The organism is Methanoculleus oceani (assembly GCF_023702065.1).
In the GTDB taxonomy this organism is placed as follows: Archaea; Halobacteriota; Methanomicrobia; order Methanomicrobiales; family Methanoculleaceae; genus Methanoculleus; species Methanoculleus oceani.
The window spans coordinates 389,227-412,299 of the sequence record NZ_QFDM01000002.1 but is presented as its reverse complement, the minus strand read 5'-3'; the positions used below and the strand labels follow the sequence as shown (position 1 = coordinate 412,299).

The following is a 23,073-nucleotide window of genomic DNA, read 5'->3' as shown; positions in this document are numbered from 1 at the left end:
GAAGGATCATTAATTTCTATGCAATTACTCGTCAGTCCAAGCAGCATTGAGGAGGCAAGAAGCTCGCTTTTCGCTGACATCATCGACGTTAAAAAACCCTCTGAAGGCTCGCTGGGTGCGAATTTTCCCTGGATCATCCGGGATATCAAGAACCTCGCCGGCAAGAAGCCTGTCAGTGCTGCAATCGGGGACAATGAGTATAAGCCGGGAACTGCGGCTCTTTCGGCCTACGGTGCCGCGCACGCAGGCGCTGATTTCATCAAGGTCGGCCTGATGTTCGACGGGGCCGACCGTGCCCGTGAGGTCATCGAAGCGGTGACCACGGCGGTGAAGCGGGAGTTTCCCGAGAAGTACGTCGTTATCGCTGCCTATGCCGATTTTGAGAGAATGGGTACGATCTCTCCGTTCGCCATCGGTCCGCTGGTTGCTGATGCCGGAGCCGATCTCGCCATGATCGACACCGGTATTAAAGATGGGAAGAGTCTCTTTGAGTTCATGGACGAGGAGGCACTGACCCGGTTCACCGAACGGAACCGGGAACTCGGGTTGCGGACGGCCCTTGCCGGTTCGCTGAAGTTCGAGGACCTCGATGCCTTAAAGCGTATCAACCCGGAGATCATCGGCGTCCGGGGGATGGTCTGCGGGGGCGACCGGTCGACCACGGTCCGGGCCGAACTGGTTGAGAAAGCAATGATGATGCTCAGGTGATGTATGTATACCGAGAAGATGCAGATGGAAACAACGTTTACATTTGACGACGTGCTGCTTGAGCCCGCCGAATCATGGGTCGAGCCCGACGAGGCCGACGTCAGGTCGCGGTTCTCGCGGAGCATTCCGCTGAACCTCCCCCTGGTAAGCGCCGCCATGGATACGGTGACCGAATCGGTGATGGCGATAACGATGGCCAGGGAGGGCGGCATCGGCGTCATCCACCGGAATATGCCCCCGGAACGCGAGGTCGCCGAGGTCAGGGTCGTCAAGCAGGCCGAGGACCTGATCGAGCGCGAGGTCGTTGCGGTCGGTCCCATGGCCACGGTCACCGATGTGGAACGGGTCATGAGGCAGTACGGTATCGGCGGCGTGCCCGTCATCGAGGACGACAGGGTGATCGGTATCGTCAGCCGCAGGGATATCAGGGCGATCCTGCCCAAACGCGGCGAGGCGAAGATCACCGAATACATGACCCGGAAACTGATCACGGCCTCCGAAGACATCACGGCGGAGAACGCGCTCGAGACTATGTATGCGAACAAGGTCGAGCGCCTTCCGGTTGTGGACGCGAGAGGATGCCTGGTCGGTATCATCACGATGCGGGATATCCTTGAAAAGAGGCAGTACCCCCGCGCGAACCGCGATGCGAACGGGAAGCTCCGGGTCGCCGCCGCGGTGGGTCCCTTCGACTTCAACCGGGCTATGATGCTCGTCGAGTCGGGCGTCGACGCCCTGGTCGTGGACTGCGCTCATGGCCACAACATGAACGTCGTCAAAGCGGTCAGGGAGATCAAAGCGAGCGTCGCCGTCGACGTGGTGGCCGGGAACATCGCCACGAAGCAGGCGGCCTCGGCCCTCGCCGGGACGGTCGACGGGCTGAAGGTGGGCATCGGGCCGGGCTCCATCTGTACAACCAGGATCGTCGCGGGCGTGGGCGTGCCGCAGGTCTCTGCGATAGCAAACGTCGCGGAGGTGGCGCACGAGGCCGGCGTGCCGGTGGTCGCCGACGGCGGCATCCGTTACTCCGGCGATATTGCGAAGGCGATCGCCGCAGGTGCGGACTGCATCATGGCGGGCAGCCTCTTCGCCGGCACCGATGAGGCGCCGGGAAGGGTTACGACGATCAAGGGCCGGCGCTACAAGCAGTACCGCGGGATGGGGTCGCTCGGCGTCATGAGCAGCGGCGAGTCGAGCGACCGCTACTTCCAGAAGAAGGAGATCGGGAGGACCAAGTTCGTCCCCGAGGGCGTCGAGGGCGTCACCCCCTACGTCGGCCGGGTCTCGGATGTCATCTACCAGCTTGTCGGCGGCCTGAAGTCCGCGATGGGCTACACGGGGTCGAAAACGATAGCGGATCTGAAGAAGAACGGCAGGTTCCTCAGGATCACGCCCGCGGGATACGGCGAGAGCCACCCGCACAATATCATGATCACCGATGAGGCGCCGAACTACCGCCTCTTCGAGTGATCTTTTTTTTATATCTGAAACACTAACGTTTAGTAAACATGCTCGAGGGCGATGAGGTTTCCCGTCTCCTTGATATCCTGGGAAACCGGAACAGGCGGCGAATAATACAACTGCTGAGACAGAAACCGTGCTTCGTGACCGAGATCTCCGAGCGCCTGGTGCTCAGTCCGAAAGCGGTGATAGAGCACCTGCAGTTGATGGAGCGCGAGCAACTCCTCATCTCGTGCCAGGACGAGCGCAGGCGAAAGTATTACTACCTCTCGCATGACATCAATGTCATCGTAAACCTGCAGAAGCAGGACGGGGTTACGCTTCCCTCCGTAGAAGAGAACCAGAGAACACGATTTACAAGACATCTCGAGGTATTCAGGAGGATGGTCAGGGCTCGCGACGAACTCCTGGATAACCTCGAACAACTGGAGCGGGAGATCGAATCGAGGTTCGGCGAGGTCATGCGCATGAGAGGGGGCTTCGTCAACGACGACGGGGATCTGGAGATCATCCTCGCTCTCTCTCACGCTGACCTGGTCTTCGCAGAACTCGAAGAAGTGAGCAGCCTGTCCACGGATGAGCTGAAACAGAGACTGGGCAACCTCATGCACATGGGGGTTGTCGAGCGAATCAACGACCGATACAGGATACGTGGTACACATGGCGAATAACCCATATGACGAAATGTTTAGAGATATCGCGCGGCTGATGGAGAAGATCTTGAGCGAGATGCCCCTCCAGGACCCGAAGATCATCGGCTTCACCATCATCAGCGGTTCGCCCGAGGGGGCGCCCTACCTCGATCTCTCCGAGGACGAGGATGGGGAATCCGATGTTGAGGTGGTCGAGGGTGACGACTGCATCTACATCACCGCACTGGCGGATGCCCGGGCGGACGGCGCCCCGTACGTCACGTTCCAGGAGGATTCCGTGACCCTCTGCACCGGGGGCGACGAAGAGACGGTCATCGATCTCGAATGCGAGATTGACGTCCCCCACAGTTTCTACAAGGTGCAGCACGGCGTGATCGATGCGGTCTGCCCGAAGAAGAGCGCTCCGGGCGAGGTCGCCCGGTCCTGAACCGGCTTCCCCTCTTTTTGTAGCGGGTTCCGGAAGTCTCTCTCCGGAACCGGGGCTTCCGGAGGCTGTCTCTCTAAAAAAGCGAGGTCTTACTCTTGATACTCTTCAAGAGCAAGCTGGTACATCCAGTCGAGGAGGAGCGCGCACGCTTCCGGGGTGCATTCCTGATCGCAGCCGATGCACGGAAGAACTTCTCCTCCCGCAAGGATGATACAGGGATCGATCGCCCGTTTCTTCGCCCGCAGAAGATAGGTCTTGATGCCGTCGCTGCGGAACTCGATGCGTTCGATCAACCCGGCATCCAGCAGCCGCTTCACAATCCTTGAGCACTTCCTGCTGTCGATATCAAGAAGTTTCCAGAGCTCGCTCTGGAGGACTCCCTGACGGTGGGACTGGATAACTTTGAGTGCTTCTTCCTCCTGGTCGGACATGGCTATCAGAGGAGGGGTGCAATGGTCAGGATATTATTGCCGCGTATGACGACGGTCCCGAGGGTGCGGCCCCGCTGCTCTCCGGTGTACTCGGTGGTTTCGTCCATGTGCAGATTCAGGTGTTCATCCACCGCCACGAGCCGTCCCTGGAGTTTTCTGCCGTCATCCTTGATCTCAACGACGATTTTAGAGTCCACGAGTGAAAAAACCTTCTTTACGGGGAGTACAATGCCGTTAACCATCTGTTCTTATATGGTTATCTTCGTGCATTAAGGTTTCCTATGGGCGACCCGGGGAGCCGCAGCACCGTCAGGTCCTGGCTTCCGACTGGTGGACGCCGCGGCACCGCCAGGTGCCACTCCCGACCGGGTAAGCCATCATGGCAACCGTCAGGTGTCACAGGCCACCGATAAGGCGTCATAAGCAACCGCTCAGCAGAAACAGCAGTTCCACGGCCGGCCGATCAAAAAGAGGGAGTTATTCGGGAAGGTCTTCCCAGCGGTCCTTGAACTGCTTCTCGACGCCCGGGAGGGTGGTGTACTCCATCTCCTCGAGCGAGAGGCGGTGCGGTTCGAACGGCCCGTGGGCCCGGAGCACGCTGGAGAGCTCGCAGCACTGGTCGCGGACACGGTTGAACGCCGGGTCGTCGAACATGTCTGCAGGCCCGATCAGTTTCCCGTTGCAAACCTGGAACCCGAGGCAGATGACCCGGGGCGGTCCGTCGAACTGCGTGCAGTTTGCATCGCAGACGCCCACCGGCATGAACGGCCCGTGGTGCGAACCGCGCATCCAGCCTGCCACGAGGATGGGCGTCCTGAAGGGGTCGATGACCTCGCCTACCGCCGGGAATCCGCTCTGCGCCCGGATGATCATGACCGGATCGTCTTTGCCGACATACCGGCCGGCCATCAGGTTCAGCCGCTGGGTGCTTGTGGAGGCCCCGATTGTGCCGTCCCTCTTCCAGACGTATTTGATGACGTAGCGGCTCGGTGCTCCGATATAGGCAAGGAGACTGTAGGACTCTTCGGGTGTGTTGAAGAGGATCTTCCGCTTCTCTATGACGTCGTGGACCTCGAAGGTGAATCCCTCGTGCAGCGACGGGTCGATGACGAGACCGGACGTGCTGAAGGGGTCGGCGAAGATCTTGTAGAGGAAGTAGTTCCACGCCCCGGGCTCGGTCTTGTCGGCCATGAAGACCAGGACCGGGTCGGAACCCCGCTCCTCAAACTCCATCTCGGCAACACCGGGTCCCATCCCCTTGACGTTGCCGCTGAACGCATCTCCGAGCAGGTCCTGGCCGGCGCCGTAGAGTTTCATCTCCTTGGCGAGCCCGGCGCATTCCATGAAGATATCCCACGCCAGCTTGTGGATCTCCTCGTTATCCTCCCCTTTGGTGTGCGTCATGATCAGCTCGAGGTCGTCACCGCAGTGGGTGACGTACGAGTCGATGAGGATGCTGCCTTCTGCCTCCTTGAGTCTCCGGGCGGCCATCTCGAGGAGCTTCGGGTGGGTGCGGGAGTGCCCCGGGAAACTGCCTACATCTGCTTTAATTACGGACACGGTGGTCTTAACCATATAATCACCACTACCTGGACGGGCATAGCCCTTACGACTAGTAGATAGGTATTACTGTATATGTAGGTGTTGCTGCCTTGAAAAATGGTTGGCTGTGGCAACCAATTTTTGGGATCGTCTTTCTCAGCGATCCTTCGCGGCACATGTTCCCGACGGCGACGATGAGACTATTATACTGCCTTTTATGCTTTTTGTCACTTTTTTTCGGGGTTGCCGCCGATTGGAGTCTCGTCGAAAGCAGCATTTCAGAGGCTCGCATACGGTTGCCCGGGTGACGACCGCGCGTCATCTCCGGGAGAGAACTTCCGGGTGCGGTCGAGAGGAGGGCTGGAAAGTGGAGAGTACGAAAAGAAGGTGTATGTTCCTTGCAGCCTCCCGCCCGGCGCCTGCCGGTCTGCGGGTTCCCGGGCGGAAATGGGATGTCCGGCAAAAAGTATTGTGGCCTTGCCGGGTCCCGGACCGGCAGGCGCTTTGCCGTTTCAGTCGATCCTGATCGATTTGCCCCGGGAGAATTTGATCTCCAGGACGCCGTGCTTGTAGTTCGACTGCATGGAGTCGGCATCCACGGCCGGCACCTCCACCGAGGTCAACTGGTTGCCGCCTGCGATGATCGTCAATGTCCCGTTGATGAGTGACAGGTGAATATGCTCCTTATCGACACCCGGGAGATCGATCGCCACCGTCACGTCGTCATCGGTCGTGTACATCTCTGCTATCGGCTCGATGGTCCCCTCGGAGGAGGGTTCTCCCGGCTCTGTCATGGGAGCCGCTTCCTTCGCCGGTGTCTCCGGTTTACCGGCATCGTGGAGGACGATCTTGAATCCGTAGGCGAACGGCCTGTTCTGGTCTCCCTGCTCTTTGAGCCCCTGCTCCATGAGGCGTTTCATCAGTTCGTTGAGTTGCTCGAAGATGTCTGCTGGGCTGTCACTCATGTGCATCACGTTGTTTCTGTCTCTGCTGATGAGAGGGTCGCATAACCCCCCGGGGAGGAGCGCCCCCTGGGGGGCACCCTCCTCAGAACGCCATAGCCGTCTGCGGCAGCGGACGTTCTATCCTGGTCTTCAACTCCTTTGTGAGGCGTTTGATCTCGCCGAAGTCTTTCTTTCTCTGGTAGACCGCATCTTTCAGGGCCTGCGTCAGATCCTTGACTTCGTGCTCGACCTTCCCGGTCTCCCGCATCCCGGCACGGTTGATGGTCGAGACGGCATCTTCGAGTGCCGACCGCTGCTCCTGGTTGTAGAGAATCTGCCAGGAGTGGCGTTCGTTCTCTTCCAGCCGATCGATATCGAGCGTGCCTCTCACGCGGGAGAGGGCGTCATCGAAGTGTTTTTTCGTGATCCTCACGTTGCCGATTGCCTGGCGCCGTTCTTCCTCGGTCTTCCCTCCCATCGCAGCGATGAACTCGCGCATGGCGGAGATCTTTGCTTCACGGACCAGTGCCTCGATATCGGCTCCGACGTACCCCTCTGTCCTGTCGACCAGTTCCTCGATGTTCACGTCGTTTGCGAGGATCTCCCTGTTTTTGAGGTACACCTCGAAGATCTTCTTCCTGCCTTCCCGGTCAGGCGGCGGAACGTAGATGATCCGGTCCAATCTGCCGGGGCGAAGCAGCGCCTCGTCCAACATGTCCGGGCGGTTGGTAGCGCCGAGAACCACGACATTGTTGAGCTCCTCGAGGCCGTCGAGCTCTGTCAGGATCTGACTTACCACACTTTCAGTTACGTGCGACGATCCTATATAAGATCCGCGTTTAGGCATGAGCGCGTCAATTTCGTCGAAAAAGATAATCGACGGTGCTGCTTGCCTGGCTTTCCTGAATACCTGACGAACGCCGCGTTCCGACTCCCCGACCCATTTCGAGAGAAGTTCCGGACCCTTTACGGAGATGAAATTGCTTTCGCTCTCGTTAGCGACCGCCTTTGCAAGGAGCGTCTTGCCCGTTCCCGGTGGCCCGAAGAGCAGGATGCCGCGGGGGGGCTCGGTGTCTAAGGAGGCGAATATCTCCGGATATTTGAGCGGCCACTCAACGGCCTCGGCCAGTTCGGCCTTTACGTCTTCGAGGCCTCCGACGTCCTCCCATTTGACATCGGGAATCTCTACGAGCACCTCTCGCATCGCGCTCGGCTCAACGTGCTTATGCGCTTCGAGGAAGTCCTCGTTCGTCACGCGGAGCTGGTCGATGATCTCGGCGGGGATCTCCTCCTCTATCTTGATCTGCGGTATGATCCGGCGGAGCGCGTGCATCGCCGCCTCTTTTGCGAGCAGCGCGATGTCGGCGCCGACGAAGCCGTGCGTGGAGCGGGCGTAGTCGTCGAGGTTCACGTCCTCGGCAAGCGGCATGCCCCGCGTGTGGATCTGAAAGATCTGCTGTCTCCCCTTGGTGTCCGGGATGCCGATCTCGATCTCGCGGTCGAACCGGCCGCCGCGGCGGAGGGCGGGATCGATCATATCCGGAAGATTCGTTGCGGCGATCACCACCACCTGGCCACGGGTCTTCAACCCGTCCATCAGGGCCAGGAGTTGGGCGACGATCCGGCGCTCGACCTCGCCCTTCACCTCTTCGCGCTTGGGTGCGATCGAGTCGATCTCGTCGATGAAGACGATCGAGGGTGCGTTCTCCTGCGCTTCCTCAAAGACCTCCCGCAGGCGCTCTTCGGACTCGCCGTAGTACTTGCTCATGATCTCAGGGCCCGAGAGCGTGATGAAGTGGGCGTCCACCTCGTTTGCCACCGCTTTGGCGATCAGCGTCTTCCCTGTTCCGGGCGGGCCGTAGAGCAGGACACCTTTCGGGGGCTCGACGCCGAGGCGTTCGAAGAGTTCGGGGTGCCGGAGCGGGAGCTCGATCATCTCCCGGACGAGCTGCAGCTCGCGGTCCAGACCCCCGATATCCTCGTAGTGGACGTCGGCCGCAGTCTCGCGCCGCCCTTCCTCAGGCTCGTACGGGGTCTCTTTCAGTTCGATCTCGGTGCTGTCTGTGACGATGGCGATGCCCTTCGGGGCCACTTTGGCGATCGCGAACGTGAGCGGGTTGCCGAGGATGCTGACCCGGATGAGTTGTCCCTCGGTGACCGGCCGGCCGCGGAGGATCCTCCCGAGGTACTGCTCGCCGCCCACCAGGCGGATGGGCTGGGTCGGCTGGATGGTCACTTTCTTTGCGTATCCTGCCTCGGTCTTCCTGATCCTGACGTTGTCGTCGATCCCGGCTCCGACGTTGCTCCGGGTGTTGCCGTCGATGCGCAGGATCGCCTTGCCGGTGTCCTGGGGAAAGCCGGGCCATATGAGCGTCGCCGCCTTCTGGCGACCCTCGATCTCGACGACGTCGCCGCTGACGAGGCCGAGAGCCTTCATGGTGTCGATGCTCAGTCTGGCGATCCCCCGGCCGGCGTCTTCGTGAGCCGCCTCCTTGATGGTAACCTCAACGGATTCGGTGTTAGCCATATGAACAACATCCTCCTGTAGGATTTACCATAGGTAAGTGCTGACTATTATTTATATTTTTCCCAAGCCCTTCCTCCCGTTGTGCCGGATGATCCCCTTTTCTGTAACGATGTAATCCATCTTCACATCGTTATCGTCGGCAGGAATGCTCTGTGCCTCCTGGCAGGAGAAGGCGATGCCGATCTTCTTTTGGTGCGGGTACCGGCAGAGAAAGCGGTCGTAGTACCCGGCACCGTAGCCGAGGCGGTTTCCTTCGGCGTCGAAGGCGAGCATCGGTATGACGACGACCTCGACGTCCTCGGGCCGGGCCGGAAATTCGTGGCCGATCGGTTCGGGCACGTTGAACGTGCTGGGAACAAGGACCGCGGGGTCCGGCAGGTAGGAGAGGCGGAGGCTGCAGGTCTCTCGTTCGATGATGGGCACGACGACCCGCACGCCCCGGAGGTTCAGGTCCGCGATCAGGCCTTTGGTCTCGACCTCCGGGGCTTTGGAGGCGTAGACCATGACGGTCGTAAATCCGTTGAGGAGGTCAAGAAGCCTTTCTTCGATGCTGCTGCTGTACGTGGCGATCTCCGCAGGGGATAGAAGGGACCGGGCTTCCTTTGCCTGCTCGCGGAGGGCCGCCTTTGTCTGGCTCATTGTAAGAGAGTTTGGCTCAATCAGACCATAAAGTATGCATGCTCCGGGGTGGGGCACAGGCAGTCTACTTCTCTGCTGTTTGCTCCTCGCGGCAGACCTCCCGGAACTGGCGGAGGGAGGATGCAAGGACCCGGGTCTTGCTATGGGATTCTGTCCCCCGGGTGGTTGTTTCTGGAGTCTGATGGTTTCTCAGGCTCCGGTTCTTCGCACCTGACGGTGCTCACGCTCCTGCCTTCTGGCCTGTCGCGTAACGAACCACGGATTTCGTGGGGATATCGCCACGCACTGCCCCCGCCCCTGGGGGGCGGGGGAGGAGGCCGAAGGCCGGGTGGGGTGGGGGTGATGGGGGTGTGAGCATAGCGAGCTTGAGCAACAATAGTTTGAGTTGGAGACAGGGGAGGGGGCGTGCCCCCCTCCCCGTCAGCCCCTCCCCCAGTGGCGATATCCCCACGGTCCACTGTACCGGGACTGCTGGAAACGAACAGCCCTTGCTCTTCAGCGAATACAAATAAAATCGGTGGGGGGTTTCAGGAAGCGCTCTCCCGCTCCCCCATCCCCATCAGAAGTTAAAGTGACGCCCGACGATCTTCAGCGCACAGTAGTCCCCGCACATCGTGCAGGCGTCGGCGTCGGCCGGCATCCGCTCGGCCCTGATCGCCCGGGCGCGCTCGGGGTTGATCGCGACCGCAAACTGCCGCTCCCAGTCGAGGTCCCGGCGGGCGTGTCCCATCTCGAGGTCGGCATCGCGCGTTTTGAGCTTGATCATATCCCCGACGTGAGCGGCGATCCTCGAGCTGATGACGCCCTCGTAGACCTCCTCGGGGGTGGGGAGCGCCAGGTGCTCCGCCGGCGTCACGTAGCAGATGAAATCGGCGCCGTAGGAGGAGGAGAGCGCGGCCCCGATGGCGGCCACCCGGTCGTCGTAGCCGGGCGCGATATCGGTGACGAGCGGGCCGAGCATGTAGAACGGTTTCCGGTTCGTGACCCGCTTTTGCAGGACGACGTTGGTCTGGATCTCGTCGACCGGGATATGCCCCGGCCCCTCGACGATCGCCTGCACGCCCTCTGCATGTGCCTTGTCGGCGAGTTCCGCGTTGATGAGCAGTTCCTGGATCTGGGCACGGTCGGTCGCGTCATGGACTGCACCCGCCCGCATCCCGTTGCCGAAGGAGAGGGTGACCTCGTGCTCCTTGAGGATCTCGACTAGGTAGTCGAACTCCGAATAAAGCGGGTTCTCCTTCTCGTTGTGGAGCATCCACGCGGTCATGAACGCCCCGCCCCGGGAAACGAGCCCCCCGTGCCGTCCCTGGTTCTGCAGGCGCTTCATCGTCTCGTAGTTGATCCCGGTGTGGATCGCCATGAAGTTAGTCCCGAGCTTCGCCTGCTCCGCCGTGATCCGGAAGAGGTCGTCCTCTTCCATGTTGACGACCGCCCCGTGCTTCCGGGCGGCCTCGATGAACGCCTGGTAGAGCGGGACCGACCCGACCGAGAGGGTGGTCGCCTCGACGACCCGGCGCCGGATCTCCGCAAAGTCGCCGCCGGTGGAGAGCTCCATCAGCGTGTCTGCACCGGCGCGCTCGGCCTGCCGGACCTTCTCGATCTCCATATCGACGTCGACCATATCCGACGACGTCCCGATGCTCGCGTTGACCTTCGTCCTGAGCCCTTCGCCGATACCGCAGATCTTCACCTTCCGGTAGGGGGAGACCGGAATGACGATGTGGCCCTCGGCCACGCCGCGCCTGACGAACTCTTCGGTTACACCTTCCGCTGCTGCGACGATCCGCATCTCTTCGGTGACGACGCCGCGCCGGGCGTCTTCTATGAGACCCATGGCCTTATATTTGAGGAAAAGAGTTGATAAAGGCTTGTTTTTAGAATCCTGTCTAAAATCGGGTTGTTCTCTTGACAAGTAAACTTGACTTACTCTTATTCAGATCTTGTTTCATAGCCGGAAAGCCAAGACTTACAAGAAATAACGAAGCACCTCTTTATCGTCTGGTGATCATTTGTACGTTAATTTCGGAGGTTTTGTCCCGATCAGCACCGTCGACTGGCGGGGGCGGGCGGCCTGCACCGTCTTTCTCCGGGGGTGCCCCGCGCGCTGCTTCTACTGCCATAACGTCCCCATCCAGGGCGGGGAGGACCTTCGCGACGCGGACGAGATCATCGCGATGATCCGGGGTTCCCGCACGGTTGCAGGCGCCGTGGTCTTCTCCGGGGGAGAACCGACCCTGCAGGGGCCGGCGCTCGTCCATCTGGCCGCCGCCGCCCGCACGATGGGGTTCTCTGTGGGCCTGCATACGAACGGCATCTTTCCCCGGGTGATCGAGGAGCTGACCGGCCGGCACCTGGTGGAGATGATCGCGCTCGATATCAAGACGACGTGGGAGCGCTACGACGACCTCCTGGAACTTACTGCCGCCGATGCGGTGAAGCAGTCGCTCGCCGCCTGCAAACGGGCGAAGGCCGACGGCAGCCTCGAGACCTGCGAGATCGTGGTCACCCTCTTCCGGGGGCGCGAGGAAGATCTCCCGCCCATCGCGGAGGCTGCCCGCGGGCTCGACCTCGTGCTCCAGCAGGGGGTGGCCGCGGGTTTCGTGCCCCTGACCCGGCAGGAACTCGAGGCGGCAGCGGCGCCGCTCGGTCGCAGGGTTCGTGTACGGACCCGGGAAGACGGCGAGGTCGCCTACGACCCGGAGCAGTAACTGTTCCGGTGACGTTAAGCATAATATCGACGGGAACGCACGTTTATTGAGATGTTTGTGGCGGCCGCCACAGCCTGCACCGCCGGGACCCTGCAACCGGTCTCGCACCGGCACGGCCCGCTGTTCTGGATACGATAGCATAACATGGAGGAACCGGATGAAGGTTATTGGAATCGTCGGGATGCCAGCAAGCGGGAAGGGAGAGGTGTCACGGATAGCCAGAGACCTCGGGATCCCGGTCGTGATCATGGGGGATGCGATACGGGAACGGGTGAAGGAAGCCGGGCTTCCGGCCACGGACGCGAACCTCGGCGCGATTGCGGGAAAGTTGCGCGCTGACCTCGGCATGGACGCCATCGCCCGGATCACCATTCCGGCCATCGAGGCAGAGTCCGCTCCGGTGGTTATGGTGGACGGTATTCGGGGGGACTACGAGGTGACGACGTTTCGGGGGCACTTCCCCGACTTCACGCTCATCGGGATCGTCTCGTCGTTTGAGACGCGTTACCGGCGGCTCGCGAGCCGGGGCCGATCCGACGACTCTCTCACCGCCGAAGAACTCCGGGTCCGCGACGAGCGGGAACTCGGGTGGGGACTCGGCAGGGCTCTCTCCCTCGCGGACTGCCGGGTCACGAACGAAGGAACGCTTGAAGAGTTTGCCGCAGAGATCCGTGCCCTGCTCTGCCGGTTGGGAGGGATAGAATGAGTCTTGCTCCGTATTTTTCATCCTCATCGAAAGTCTGGGAGTCGCGGGACTGGGTCTACGGGCTTGAGGAACTCGGGTATACCGGCTGGGAGATCGTCGCCGACGGGAAGTATCGTCTGGATAACCCCGAGAACTTCGCCGCCGTCCGGGAGAATCTCGAGAGCACCGGCCTTCGCGCGACCGTTCACGCTCCCTACAGCGACTTAAACCTCGCGTCGCTGAACTACCCCATCTGGCGCGAATCCATCCGCCAGACGTGCTGCTGCATCCAGCACGCGGCCGCCCTGACCGACCGGGTGACGGTCCACCCCGGGTTCGTCTCCCCCGTGGGGAAACTCGTCCCCGAGAAGGTCTGGGAGATGCAGAAGACCGCGCTCGTCGAGATCGGGAGGTACGCGGAGGAGCACGGCGTCCTGGCATGCGTCGAGAACATGATCAGCATCAAGGACTTCCTCTGCCGCTACCCCGAGGAGATCCTCGGTCTCACGGAGGGGATAGCGGGGATCGGGGTCACGCTCGATATCGGGCATGCCAACACCAACGGCCAGGTCGATGCGTTCCTTGCGCATGTTAAAGAGATCAGCCACCTGCACGTCCACGACAACCACGGGCAGTCGGACGAGCACCTGGCGCTCGGCGACGGCACCATCGTCTGGGAGAAGGTCGGGCGGATCGTCGCCCGCGACTACTCCGGCCCGGTCGTCATCGAGGGCAGATCGCTTGAGGAGGCAAAACGGAGCCTTGCAGCATTCAGGAAGTGGTTCGTATAGCCGGCGAAACCCTGCACGTCCACTTCCTCGGCACGGCGGGAGCGCTCCCGTCGCCGCAACGGAGCCCCTCCTGCATCCTGATCCGGCGGGGCTCCGACACCCTGCTCTTCGACTGCGGGGAGGGAACCCAGCAGCAGATGATGCGTGCCCGGACCGGTTTTACCGTGAACGCCATCTTCATCACCCACTGGCACGCCGACCACTTCCTCGGCGTCTTCGGGCTCGTCGAGACGCTCGCGTTCATGGGACGGACCGAGCCGCTCCCGATCTACGGCCCGCCCTGGATTGGCGAGTTCGTCGACCTCGTGCAGAAGATAAGCCGCCACACCCGGGGCTTCTTCGTCACCGCTCACGCCCTCGAGCACGGTTCGGTCGTGCCCTTCAACGGCTACACGGTCCGGGCGTTTGCCACGTCCCACGGTATTCCCGGGCTCGGCTACGTGATGGAGGAGGACGAGCGGCCGGGAAGGTTCAACCGCGAGCGGGCGATCGAGCTCGGCGTCCCGCCGGGCCCGCTCTTCGGACGGCTGCAGCGCGGGGAGGGGGTTCGCGTCGTCCGCGACGGCACCGAGACCGATGTCCGTCCTGCCGATGTTATGGGCGAGCCTCGCCCCGGGAGGAAGATCGTCTATACCGGAGACACCCGGCCGCTCCAGAACCAGCCCGGGATAGCGGCGATGCTCCGGGATGCGGATCTCCTGATCCACGACGCCACGTTCGACGACCAGGAGAGCGGCCGCGCCCGGGAGGTCCTGCATTCCACCGCCGGCGAGGCCGGTGAGGCGGCAGCGGGATTAGGCGCCCGTATGCTTGCCCTGGTGCACATAAGTTCCCGGTATACGAGCACAGTAAACCATATACGCGATGCAAAGCGACATTATGAGGGAGACGTGATTCTGCCGGCCGATCTGGCAGTGCTGGAGATCCCGTATCGGAGTTGATCGAGATGGACGGTGATGGTGATGGAGCAGGGCCTATCCAGCCAGAGCCGCCTGATCCTGACCGGTCTCGGCGCCCTGCTCGTCAGTGCCGCTGTCCTGAGCATTGCGGGAATCTATCTCGGTTCCGTCCGTGAAGTTCTCACGCTGATACCCGGCCTGATGGTGCTCCTGCCGTCGATCATCCATATCCGGGGGAGCATCGCAGGTGTCTTTGCCTCCCGCCTCTCGTCATCGATGCACCTCGGGGAGTTCTCCATCGACTTTGAAGAGGGGAGCGTTCTCGGCGACAACATCCGCGCCTCGTTCGTGGTGACCATTCTCATAGCGTTCGTCATCGGCATCTTCTCCTACGCGGCGAGCCGCATCTTCGGGTATCCCGTGGTGGGCGTCACCGACCTCGTGCTGATCTCGGTCGTCACCGGCGTTGTCGCGGGGGTCGTGGTGATGGGGATCACCCTGCTCATCGCCCTTGCAAGCTACCGCTACGGCCTCGACCTCGATATGATCGGCGCACCGACCGTCACCACCTCCGGGGATATTGTCACGCTTCCGATCCTCGTGCTCTCCGCGACGTTCCTCATGCTCCTCTCTCCCTGGATACGCCTGGTTCTCGGGGGCATCGCGGTCGCGGTCGCTGTCGCCACCGTCCTCTACACCTGGCGCCGGCCGGAGGGAATCGGGACGATCGTCCGCGAGAACCTCTTCCTTCTCATCCCGCTCAGCGTCCTCGGCACGCTGGCCGGCCTGACCTACTCGCTCAATCTCGATGCTCTGGTGACGATCGCGGCCCTCCTCATCCTGATCCCTCCGTTCACCGGCGGTCTCGGGTCGATCGGCGGCATTCTCGGGTCGCGCCTCTCGACGGGGATGCACACCGGCGAGCTCAACCCCTCGTTCCTCCCCGAGCGCGGCGTCGTGCATCATTTTATTATTTCCTATCTCTATACGTTGATACTGCTTCCACTGCTGGCGCTCATCGCGCATGGTGCGGCGGTGCTCATGGGATTGAACAGCCCCGGCCTCGGGATGCTGGTCATTATCAGCCTTACGGCGGGTCTGGTTGTCATGACACTGGTGAACGGCGTGGCGTACATCACTGCGAGCCTTTCATTCCGGTATGGTCTCGATCCCGACAACTTCGGAATCCCTGTCGTCACAAGCCTGATCGACCTGATCGGTGCAGCTGCGCTCGTGGCAGTGATAGACCTGCTGTTGTAGTGAAAGAACATGAGAACGACGGTTAACATACCATGATGGAACATGAATACCAGCCAATCAGCTTCAAAGACGTCCTGATCGAGATGAAGGATGTCTCGGAGCTGATGGTTGATCTCTCTTACTCCGCGATCCTCTTCGACAGTAAAGAGATAGCACTCGAGGTGATCAATCTCGAGGAGAGCATGAATAAACTGGTCTACCAGGCCAGAATTCAGAGCGTTCTTGCCGCGAGAAGGATCGAAGAGGCGGAAGCGATGAGCGGCATGCTCCAGGTGGCCGAGGCCGCAGAACGGATTGCGAACTCGGCTTCGGATATAGCAAAACTCATCTTAAAAGATATCCGGTTCCCGGCAAAACTCAAGCGCGTCTTCCCGGAGGCCGAGGAGATCGTCACCCGGGTCATCGTCAGCCAGGGAAGCGAGGTTGCCGGCCGCACGCTCGGCGACCTCAAAGTCCAGAGCACGACCGGCATGCAGGTGATTGCCATCCGGCGTGGAAAGGGCTGGATCTACGACCCCGACAAGACCACCCGGGTGGAGAGCGGGGATATCCTGATATCGCGAGGTCCGGAGGCCGGAGAGGATGTCCTCTCCCTGATGGCGGGGACGACGGAGCGCCCCCGGGTTGAGGCCTCGCGTGCGGGCGAGGTCGACGACCTTGACCGGGCGGTCCAGCTGATCATCGAGATGAAGAACCTCTCGGAACTCTCCGTCGGGCTGGCGTACACCTCCCTCCTCTTCAACAACAAGGAGGTGGCGCACGAGGTGGTCGCCCTCGACAGCACGCTCGATGACATGCGCTACGACCTGGACCTCTGGATCCTCGAGGCGGCACGAAAGATCGACGATGTGCGTTACCTCCGGGGCCTTCTGTACATGTCCTCGTTCGCGCAGGCCATCAGCGATTCGGCCCACTCCATCGTCGATGTCCTCTTACGCGACATCGAGATCCCGCCGGTCTTCAAGAAGATCGTCCGGGAGTCGGACGAGATCATCACGCGGATACCCGTGGCGGAGTCGTCGCCGCTCGTGGGGAGGAGCCTCAAGGAGGTGTCGCTCGCGACGGTGACCGGGATGGTCGTGCTCGCCATCAAACACGGCAGCCGGTGGATCTACCGTCCCGGGAAGGGTGTCCGGCTTGAGAGCGGCGATATTATCATAGCAAAGGGCAGGCGGGACGGCGAATGCCGGCTGTATGAACTTGCCGGGTACGCCGTCGAGGCGCCCGAAGAATGACTGGGAGAATTACTATGGGAGATACGGAAGATACGATTGTTTACCGCCTCGGCGCAAATTGTGATATCGACGAGGTGGAGGAAGGAAAGAACTATCTGGGGCGAGTGCAGGGTTTTGCCCCGTTCGGCGTCTTTGTCCAGTTAAACGACCGGGTCAAGGGGCTCGTGCATAAGAGCAACGTGAAGGTGCAGCATACCGAACGCGATCCGATCATCGTTCACGTCCTTCAGATCCGGAGCAACGGCAACATCGACCTCGAGGAGGTCACGCCGACCGTCTACCAGACGGAGAACGTGATCAAGAAGACGACGAGCGTGCTTCTTGCCGATATCGGGAAGAAGATCGGCAGGACGGTGCTTATCGAGGGTGAGATCGCCCAGATCAAGCAGACGTCGGGACCGACGATCTTCACGATCGTGGACGAGTCCGGCACCGCGAACGCCGCTGCGTTCATCGAGGCGGGCGTCCGCGCATATCCCGAGGTCAAACTCGGGGATATCGTCGCTCTCACGGGTGAGGTGATGCAGCGCAACAACCAGCTCCAGATCGAGGCCCGGTCCATGGCGGTCCTGGAGCCGGAGGATGCGGCACGGGTCAGGGGGCGTATCGATGCGGCGCTCGATGAGCGTGCGGAACCGGACGACCTCCCGTTCCTCGTGGAGAGCGAGGTTCTCGAAGCCCTGAGGCCGCAGATGCGGAAGGTAGCAAAGGAGATCCGGAAAGCGGTTCTGACCGCACGGCCTATCATCCTCCGGCACCACGCGGATGCGGACGGCATATGCGCCGCCGTTGCCGTCGAGCAGGCGGTGACCGCGCTGCTCCGGGAGAGCGGCGGGGACTTCGACGCGGAGTATTTCCTCTTCAAGCGGTCTCCGTCCAAGGCGCCGTTCTACGAGATCGAGGATATCACACGGGATCTCGACTTCGCCCTCAAGGACAACGTCCGCTACGGGCAGAAGATGCCGATGATCCTCCTGATGGACAACGGGTCCACCGAGGAAGACATGCCGTCGCTGAAGGTGACCCGGATCTTCGGTCTCCCGGTGATGGTCGTGGACCACCACCACCCCGACGAGATCGTGGACGATTACCTGATCGGGCATGTCAACCCCTACCACGTGGGCGGCGATTACGGGATCACGGCCGGGATGCTGGGGACGGAGGTCGCCCGCATGGTCAATCCGGCGGTCGAGGACCAGATCCGGCACCTGCCGGCGATCGCGGGGGTCGGCGACCGGAGCGAAGCACCGGAGCGTGCCGGTTACCTCGCGGTGGCCGCGCCCGAGTACTCGGAGGATGATTGCCGCGCTATCGCGCTGGCACTCGACTACGAGCAGTTCTGGCTCCGGTTCAGCGACGGGAGGGAGATCGTCAAGAACATCCTGAACCTTGGTGGCGACTCCGAACGCCATGAGAGGTTCGTCGACCTGCTGGTCGAAGAAGCAAATCACGCGATCGAGGAGCAGCTCGAGGCCATCATGCCCCACGTCCAGAGCCGGATGCTCGCAAACGGTGCTCATCTCTTCATGCTCGACGTGGAACTGTTTGCTCACAGGTTCACGTTCCCGCCGCCCGGTAAAACCTCGGGGGAGGTGCATGACCGGCTGGTCCGGGAGCACCCGGGAGAACCGGTCGTCACGATCGGGTTCGGGCCGGATTTTGCCGTCCTGCGTTCCCGGGGCGTCATGATGAACATTCCGCGGATGGTGCGCGAACTCCATGGCGAGATCTCCGGCGGAGGAGTGAGCGGCGGTGGCCATCTTGTCGTCGGGAGCATCAAGTTCGTGGAAGGTATGCGCGATGTGGTGCTCGATAACCTGATCAAAAAGATTGGTGAAGCACCAATCTGATCGTTACCTCTTTCTTTCCCGTCTGGCGGGCATTCCCGCCGACATATGGTACTGCTGCTGTCGGGCAGGGCCGATCTCCGTCTGGAGACCACAGGCGGATATTCGCGCCGGGACCGGCCATGATAGGGGGCTTTCTGGTGTCGGCGTTGCACCCTGCGGCATACTGCACCGGTCTCGAGGGAAGTTTGCCGTTGTGCAACAGTGTAGGGACCGCCTCGTTACGAGGCAGTACCGGCTAATTAATCGATGGTACGATTTTGACAACGACCGAAATATAAAAATACGGTTATGCCAAACAGGAGTTCTCATGGCAGGTAACCGATGGAAACTGAGAGGCCTTCTGGTCGTGCTGCTTGTGGCAGCAGCGGCCGCTGCGTCCCCCGTAGCGGCCCAGAGCACAGCATTTGCTGAACCTGTGACCTGGACTCTCCCTCCGACACCCGACGAGACCCCGGAGGAGACTCCTGAAGAGACCCTGACGGAGACCCCTGAGGAGGAAACCCCGATAGAGACCCTGGACGAGGAGACGACTCTGGATGAGGAGACCCCTGTAGAGACTCTGGACGACGAGACCCCTGTAGAGACTCTGGACGACGAGACCCCTGTAGAGACTCTGGACGACGAGACCCCTGTAGAGACTCTGGACGACGAGACGACCCTGGATGAGGAGACTCCAGTAGAGACCCTGGACGAGGAGACGACTCTGGACGAGGAGACCCCGATAGAGACCCTTGACGAGGCTATCAACGATTCAACCAACGAAACTGCCAACGAAACGGCGAACGAGACCATCAACGGGACAACGAGCGAGACGGCGAACGAGACCGGACCTCCCGTCGTAATCGGGACGGAGGAGGTGACGGCCGAGGCGACGACGGCTGATCTGCCGACGTTCACGCCGATACAGGCGGCTCAGGTTAATGCAAGCCCGACGCCGGCGGCCCCCCTCTCGCTCATCGGCGTAACTCTTGCCGTTGCAGTTGCCGGGCTCCTCGTCGTGCTCCGGAGGAACCGGAGGTGATGGCGGAACGCCGGGCGACCCCAAGAGGAGCGGGGAGAGCAGCAACCGGAGCATGAGACCGTTCTCTACCCCGATCGATGTCACCCACGACCCGACGCCCCCCTTCGCCGGAAGCGGCGTCGGGGGTGATCCTTCCTGAATCCTCCTGCATCTGCGCCCGTGATGGCCGTTCATGCCATCCTGGTTGCAGATTATGCTCCTCGCTCCACCGATCGGCACGACGATGCCCAATAATATACAACGATTTGTATACTCATTGTAAGATTCTACAATCACAAATGGGTAGGTATAAATATTGATCTGGACAAAAAGCACTTGCTCACGAGGGAATCAGTGGATGTCGACAAAGGACCGTATTAAAGAGAAATATAGCGATACCCAGCGGAAGATCCTGTACCACCTCAAGTCGGGGTTGAGAGCAGGCAAATCCTACTTCAAATCCAAGTATATCGCAACCGATCTGGGCCTTTCCCCGAAAGAGGTCGGCATTAACCTTGCTATCCTCTCGGAAATCTGCGACGAACTGGATATCAGGCGCTGGAGTTACTCGAACAGTACGACGTGGCGCGTCACCTCCCGTGCATCATAATTTTATCCTGTGACGCTCTATTTTACGGCATGAAGATCATTGAGTTCGAAGCACCCGTCGAATTTGTGGCCACCATCAACGACCACAAAGACTGCCTCATGTCCCAGGACAAGAGTCATGAGAATCCGGATGTGCTCTGGTTCAACATCGATGTCCCCAAAGGGCATGGTGTACGGGCCGGAGATCGGGTCAGGGTCACCGTCGAAAAGATCTGAATTCCGGGTCGGTGCGGCCGGGGAGGATCAGCTACCTGAGTGATATCAAGCTACGTTCGCCCCGCAATGCATGCCGCCAGGAGCATGATACCGGCGGCAACATCATGCCCCCGACTTCAGTCGAGGGGATTTGACAGGTATCGGGGGAGCGTCTCCATGGTGATGCGGTATGAATCGACCTCATCCACGCTGACGATGAGGTAGAAGTCCTTTCCTCCCCTCTCGACGTTTTTGACGATGCTTCCCGGGTAGTGCAGGTCGGCTCCTTCTACGATGGTTCCGCTCTCGAGCTCCACCAGTGCCATCCGAAAGTGTGCCGCCTCGGGCCGAATCGTTGCAGATACACTGCAGTTAAGTCTCCACACCGCGTACGGCACGTGGAATGCCTCGGTGATGCCACCTCGTCCCTCCTCGATATAAGCGAACGGGATGATCTCCTGAGGACCCTTCCAGGGCGGGTCGGAACCCCCGTAGAGTGTGAGGTTGCCGGGGAGGTGACAGCAGGGGTAATCCCAGATCCTGGTCACGTAGGAGAGCCTGACGGGTTCGAGCGGTACGGACGCTGTCGGTACAGGGACGGCGGTGGCGGAAGGTGTCGGGATGATGCTTTCCGGAATCTCCGACCCGGCAACCGCTACGGGCGGGCGAAATACCAGTGCTATTGCAGAGACAATGATCAGGGCGGCAAGAATGCTGAAGACGTCGCCTTTATCCACAAGTTTAGAGGGATGTACAAGGTAAAAGACCTTCGGGTTTGAGTTTATATTCCCGCCCGTAGATGGTCCGGGATCGCCGTTCGAGGTCCGGGTTCCCCCGGTTTCTTCGGGTTTCCCCTCTATGTTGAGATTCTAAAGCGGAACCGTTAATATGAAGCCGGGACTACGTCCTGATGAGAGTATGGGAATCACTGAGGTGCGCACGTGGGTGATATTTTATCTGCTTTCGTTCGTGGTGCTCCTTGTAGCGATCTTCATCACAACCCAGAACGACAGCCAGCTCTGGATCAGTCTCATGCTCATCATCGTCGTCGTCGGCGTAAACTTCTTTATGCTCTTCTCCGAGCTGAAGCGCTACCAGGCCCGGAAGGCCTTCATGCACCGAATGTCGAAGTTCGACGACGCCGGGACGGATACTGACTCTTCCGGCCACCGCTGGTGACATTCAATCGGGACGCCCGGTGCTACGCGGCCTTCCGCAGAATCTTTTGCATGACGTTATACGGCTTAAAGAGGTGCTCCACATCTCTTGCCAGGTACTCGGTCTTGCCTATGATATAGTAGCCGTCGACGGCAAGTGCAGAATGAAAAAGGTGCGTAAGGTGGTTCTTCTGCTTCTCGGTGAAATAGATGGTGACGTTCCGGCAGGTGACGGCGTCGAGGTACCGGGCAATGGGAATGCCCGACATCAGGTCGTGCTGCCGGAACTTGACGAGCTCCTTGATGTGGGGGCGGACCTCGAACGTGCCGTCATCGTGGCTGATAAAATGCTTGCGGATTCTCTTCTCATCCACATTATCGAGCGCTTTTCTGTCGTAGATCCCGGTCATGGCTTTCTGCAGCGCCACGGCGTCGATATCGGTCGCGTATATCGTTACGTTGACGTCTTTATGGAGCGTCAACAGTTCGTACACGAGGATTGCGATCGAGTAAGATTCTTCGCCCGTGGCGCAACCGGCACACCAGATCCTGATCGATCCCCTGCGACGGGCCAGATCCGGCAGTATCTCCCGTCGTATCACGTCGAAGACTTCCGGATCCCGGAAAAATTTAGTGACGTTGATGGTGAGAGCGTTCCTGAGCAGGTCGAGTTCCTGTGGATTTTCAAGGAGGTACTTATGATAGGCCTCGAAATCCTCGGTGTTCGTCAGGCGCATCCGGGAGAGGATGCGCCGTTTGATGTAGTCCTCCTTGTAGTTTGAGCACTTGATCCGGACCAGTTTCTCGATGCTCTTCTGGAGCGACATAAATGCATCCATGGGATACTCGAACTCCTGCCCGGTGCTGGTTTACGGAGCGTTCTGGTAGTATCCGAGGTCGCTGATCACTTTCTGGATGTCGAGCCAGATGATAAGGGTCTTCGTCTTCTCGTCTTCTTCGTCCCCTATCTTGATGATCGCTTTGACGTACCCGCTGATCGACGACGTGATGCCGTCATTGATACGCTCGATCTGCTCGTTATGGATTGAAATGACGCTGTGAACGTCATCGACGATGATCCCTACGTTCGACCCGCTTGCCACATCCGGCATCAGCACGACGATCTTCCGGTTCTCGGCCTCTGCAGATGCAGGGAGCCCGAGGAGGTCTCTGAGGTCGATGATGTTCGTGATCTCGCCTCGCAGGTTGATGATGCCCGCAAGGTATTCGGGAGCACGAGGGAGGGGAGTGATCGGCATCATCTCCACGATCTCTCGTGCTATCTGGATATCCAGTGCGTAGTGCTCCTCCCCGAGCTGGAACTCTACCACGTCTACGGATGCTGCCATCGT

Annotated in this window: 25 protein-coding genes; 15 read left to right on the top strand and 10 right to left on the bottom strand. The window is 60.4% G+C overall.

Features of this window, described 5'->3' with window-relative positions:
• Positions 1-18 precede the first annotated feature (18 nt).
• From DIC75_RS07010 to DIC75_RS06995, 4 genes are read left to right on the top strand one after another with little or no spacing between them, the layout of a single operon-like run.
• The gene (locus tag DIC75_RS07010; RefSeq protein WP_250987319.1) at positions 19-708 is read left to right on the top strand and encodes a (5-formylfuran-3-yl)methyl phosphate synthase; all 690 of its coding nucleotides are present in this window, start codon (positions 19-21) and stop codon (positions 706-708) included.
• A 3-nt stretch (positions 709-711) separates the two neighbouring features.
• Positions 712-2,178, top strand: coding sequence for an IMP dehydrogenase (gene guaB, locus DIC75_RS07005; protein WP_250987318.1), 1,467 nt, complete (start codon positions 712-714; stop codon positions 2,176-2,178).
• 38 nt (positions 2,179-2,216) lie between these two features.
• Entirely contained in the window at positions 2,217-2,840 is a 624-nt protein-coding gene (locus DIC75_RS07000; protein WP_250987317.1) for an ArsR/SmtB family transcription factor, read from the top strand.
• Positions 2,841-2,877: 37 nt separating this feature from the next.
• Entirely contained in the window at positions 2,878-3,249 is a 372-nt protein-coding gene (locus DIC75_RS06995) for a hypothetical protein (protein WP_250987316.1), read from the top strand.
• Between the two features lie 89 nt (positions 3,250-3,338).
• On the opposite strand, the gene DIC75_RS06990 is transcribed toward DIC75_RS06995, so the two are convergent.
• The 7 genes from DIC75_RS06990 to thiC all read right to left on the bottom strand — a co-directional run bounded on the left by DIC75_RS06990 (position 3,339) and on the right by thiC (position 11,166).
• On the bottom strand, positions 3,339-3,680 hold the full coding sequence (locus DIC75_RS06990; protein WP_250987315.1) for a helix-turn-helix transcriptional regulator: 342 nt from the start codon (positions 3,678-3,680) through the stop codon (positions 3,339-3,341).
• A 5-nt stretch (positions 3,681-3,685) separates the two neighbouring features.
• Positions 3,686-3,922 carry an LSM domain-containing protein gene (locus DIC75_RS06985; protein WP_250987314.1) on the bottom strand — a complete coding sequence of 79 codons (237 nt, stop codon included), beginning with the start codon at positions 3,920-3,922 and terminating at the stop codon, positions 3,686-3,688.
• A gap of 235 nt (positions 3,923-4,157) precedes the next feature.
• Positions 4,158-5,255, bottom strand: a complete 1,098-nt coding sequence (gene fbp, locus DIC75_RS06980; RefSeq protein ID WP_250987313.1) for a fructose-1,6-bisphosphate aldolase/phosphatase — start codon at positions 5,253-5,255, stop codon at positions 4,158-4,160.
• A gap of 479 nt (positions 5,256-5,734) precedes the next feature.
• A complete protein-coding gene (locus DIC75_RS06975) occupies positions 5,735-6,187 on the bottom strand; it encodes an Hsp20/alpha crystallin family protein (protein WP_250987312.1) in 453 nt (150 codons plus the stop codon).
• Between the two features lie 82 nt (positions 6,188-6,269).
• Entirely contained in the window at positions 6,270-8,693 is a 2,424-nt protein-coding gene (locus DIC75_RS06970; protein WP_250987311.1) for a CDC48 family AAA ATPase, read from the bottom strand.
• A gap of 51 nt (positions 8,694-8,744) precedes the next feature.
• Positions 8,745-9,332: a 5-formyltetrahydrofolate cyclo-ligase gene (locus DIC75_RS06965; RefSeq protein WP_250987310.1), complete on the bottom strand. Its 588-nt coding sequence runs from the start codon at positions 9,330-9,332 to the stop codon at positions 8,745-8,747.
• A gap of 559 nt (positions 9,333-9,891) precedes the next feature.
• Positions 9,892-11,166, bottom strand: coding sequence for a phosphomethylpyrimidine synthase ThiC (gene thiC / locus DIC75_RS06960; RefSeq protein WP_250987309.1), 1,275 nt, complete (start codon positions 11,164-11,166; stop codon positions 9,892-9,894).
• Positions 11,167-11,341: 175 nt separating this feature from the next.
• Here thiC and DIC75_RS06955 point away from each other — a divergent pair, with 175 nt between their 5' ends.
• The 10 genes from DIC75_RS06955 to DIC75_RS06910 all read left to right on the top strand — a co-directional run bounded on the left by DIC75_RS06955 (position 11,342) and on the right by DIC75_RS06910 (position 20,585).
• On the top strand, positions 11,342-12,040 hold the full coding sequence (locus tag DIC75_RS06955; RefSeq protein WP_250987308.1) for an anaerobic ribonucleoside-triphosphate reductase activating protein: 699 nt from the start codon (positions 11,342-11,344) through the stop codon (positions 12,038-12,040).
• 157 nt (positions 12,041-12,197) lie between these two features.
• Positions 12,198-12,746: a dephospho-CoA kinase gene (locus tag DIC75_RS06950; RefSeq protein ID WP_250987307.1), complete on the top strand. Its 549-nt coding sequence runs from the start codon at positions 12,198-12,200 to the stop codon at positions 12,744-12,746.
• Positions 12,743-13,516 (top strand): sugar phosphate isomerase/epimerase family protein, encoded by a 774-nt coding sequence (locus tag DIC75_RS06945; RefSeq protein WP_250987306.1) that lies wholly within the window; start codon positions 12,743-12,745, stop codon positions 13,514-13,516. The genes DIC75_RS06950 and DIC75_RS06945 overlap by 4 nt, the downstream gene beginning before the upstream one ends.
• A complete protein-coding gene (gene rnz / locus DIC75_RS06940; RefSeq protein WP_250987305.1) occupies positions 13,504-14,457 on the top strand; it encodes a ribonuclease Z in 954 nt (317 codons plus the stop codon). The genes DIC75_RS06945 and rnz overlap by 13 nt, the downstream gene beginning before the upstream one ends.
• 15 nt (positions 14,458-14,472) lie before the next feature.
• Positions 14,473-15,675: a magnesium transporter gene (locus DIC75_RS06935; RefSeq protein WP_250987304.1), complete on the top strand. Its 1,203-nt coding sequence runs from the start codon at positions 14,473-14,475 to the stop codon at positions 15,673-15,675.
• Between the two features lie 32 nt (positions 15,676-15,707).
• On the top strand, positions 15,708-16,910 hold the full coding sequence (locus DIC75_RS06930; RefSeq protein ID WP_250987303.1) for a potassium channel family protein: 1,203 nt from the start codon (positions 15,708-15,710) through the stop codon (positions 16,908-16,910).
• 14 nt (positions 16,911-16,924) lie between these two features.
• Positions 16,925-18,760: a DHH family phosphoesterase gene (locus DIC75_RS06925; protein ID WP_250987302.1), complete on the top strand. Its 1,836-nt coding sequence runs from the start codon at positions 16,925-16,927 to the stop codon at positions 18,758-18,760.
• A gap of 307 nt (positions 18,761-19,067) precedes the next feature.
• Positions 19,068-19,781, top strand: a complete 714-nt coding sequence (locus DIC75_RS06920; protein ID WP_250987301.1) for a hypothetical protein — start codon at positions 19,068-19,070, stop codon at positions 19,779-19,781.
• 337 nt (positions 19,782-20,118) lie between these two features.
• Entirely contained in the window at positions 20,119-20,370 is a 252-nt protein-coding gene (locus DIC75_RS06915) for a DUF7123 family protein (protein ID WP_250987300.1), read from the top strand.
• Between the two features lie 29 nt (positions 20,371-20,399).
• Complete coding sequence (locus DIC75_RS06910; protein ID WP_250987299.1) at positions 20,400-20,585, top strand: hypothetical protein; 186 nt, start codon at positions 20,400-20,402, stop codon at positions 20,583-20,585.
• 116 nt (positions 20,586-20,701) lie between these two features.
• Here DIC75_RS06910 and DIC75_RS06905 read toward each other — a convergent pair whose 3' ends face one another.
• Complete coding sequence (locus DIC75_RS06905) at positions 20,702-21,301, bottom strand: hypothetical protein (RefSeq protein ID WP_250987298.1); 600 nt, start codon at positions 21,299-21,301, stop codon at positions 20,702-20,704.
• Between the two features lie 181 nt (positions 21,302-21,482).
• Between DIC75_RS06905 and DIC75_RS06900 the strand changes: the two genes are divergently transcribed.
• Entirely contained in the window at positions 21,483-21,743 is a 261-nt protein-coding gene (locus tag DIC75_RS06900; protein WP_250987297.1) for a hypothetical protein, read from the top strand.
• 22 nt (positions 21,744-21,765) lie between these two features.
• Here DIC75_RS06900 and DIC75_RS06895 read toward each other — a convergent pair whose 3' ends face one another.
• The gene (locus DIC75_RS06895; RefSeq protein ID WP_250987296.1) at positions 21,766-22,560 is read right to left on the bottom strand and encodes a CheR family methyltransferase; all 795 of its coding nucleotides are present in this window, start codon (positions 22,558-22,560) and stop codon (positions 21,766-21,768) included.
• A gap of 30 nt (positions 22,561-22,590) precedes the next feature.
• On the bottom strand, positions 22,591-23,070 hold the full coding sequence (locus DIC75_RS06890; RefSeq protein WP_250987295.1) for a chemotaxis protein CheW: 480 nt from the start codon (positions 23,068-23,070) through the stop codon (positions 22,591-22,593).
• Positions 23,071-23,073 lie beyond the last annotated feature (3 nt).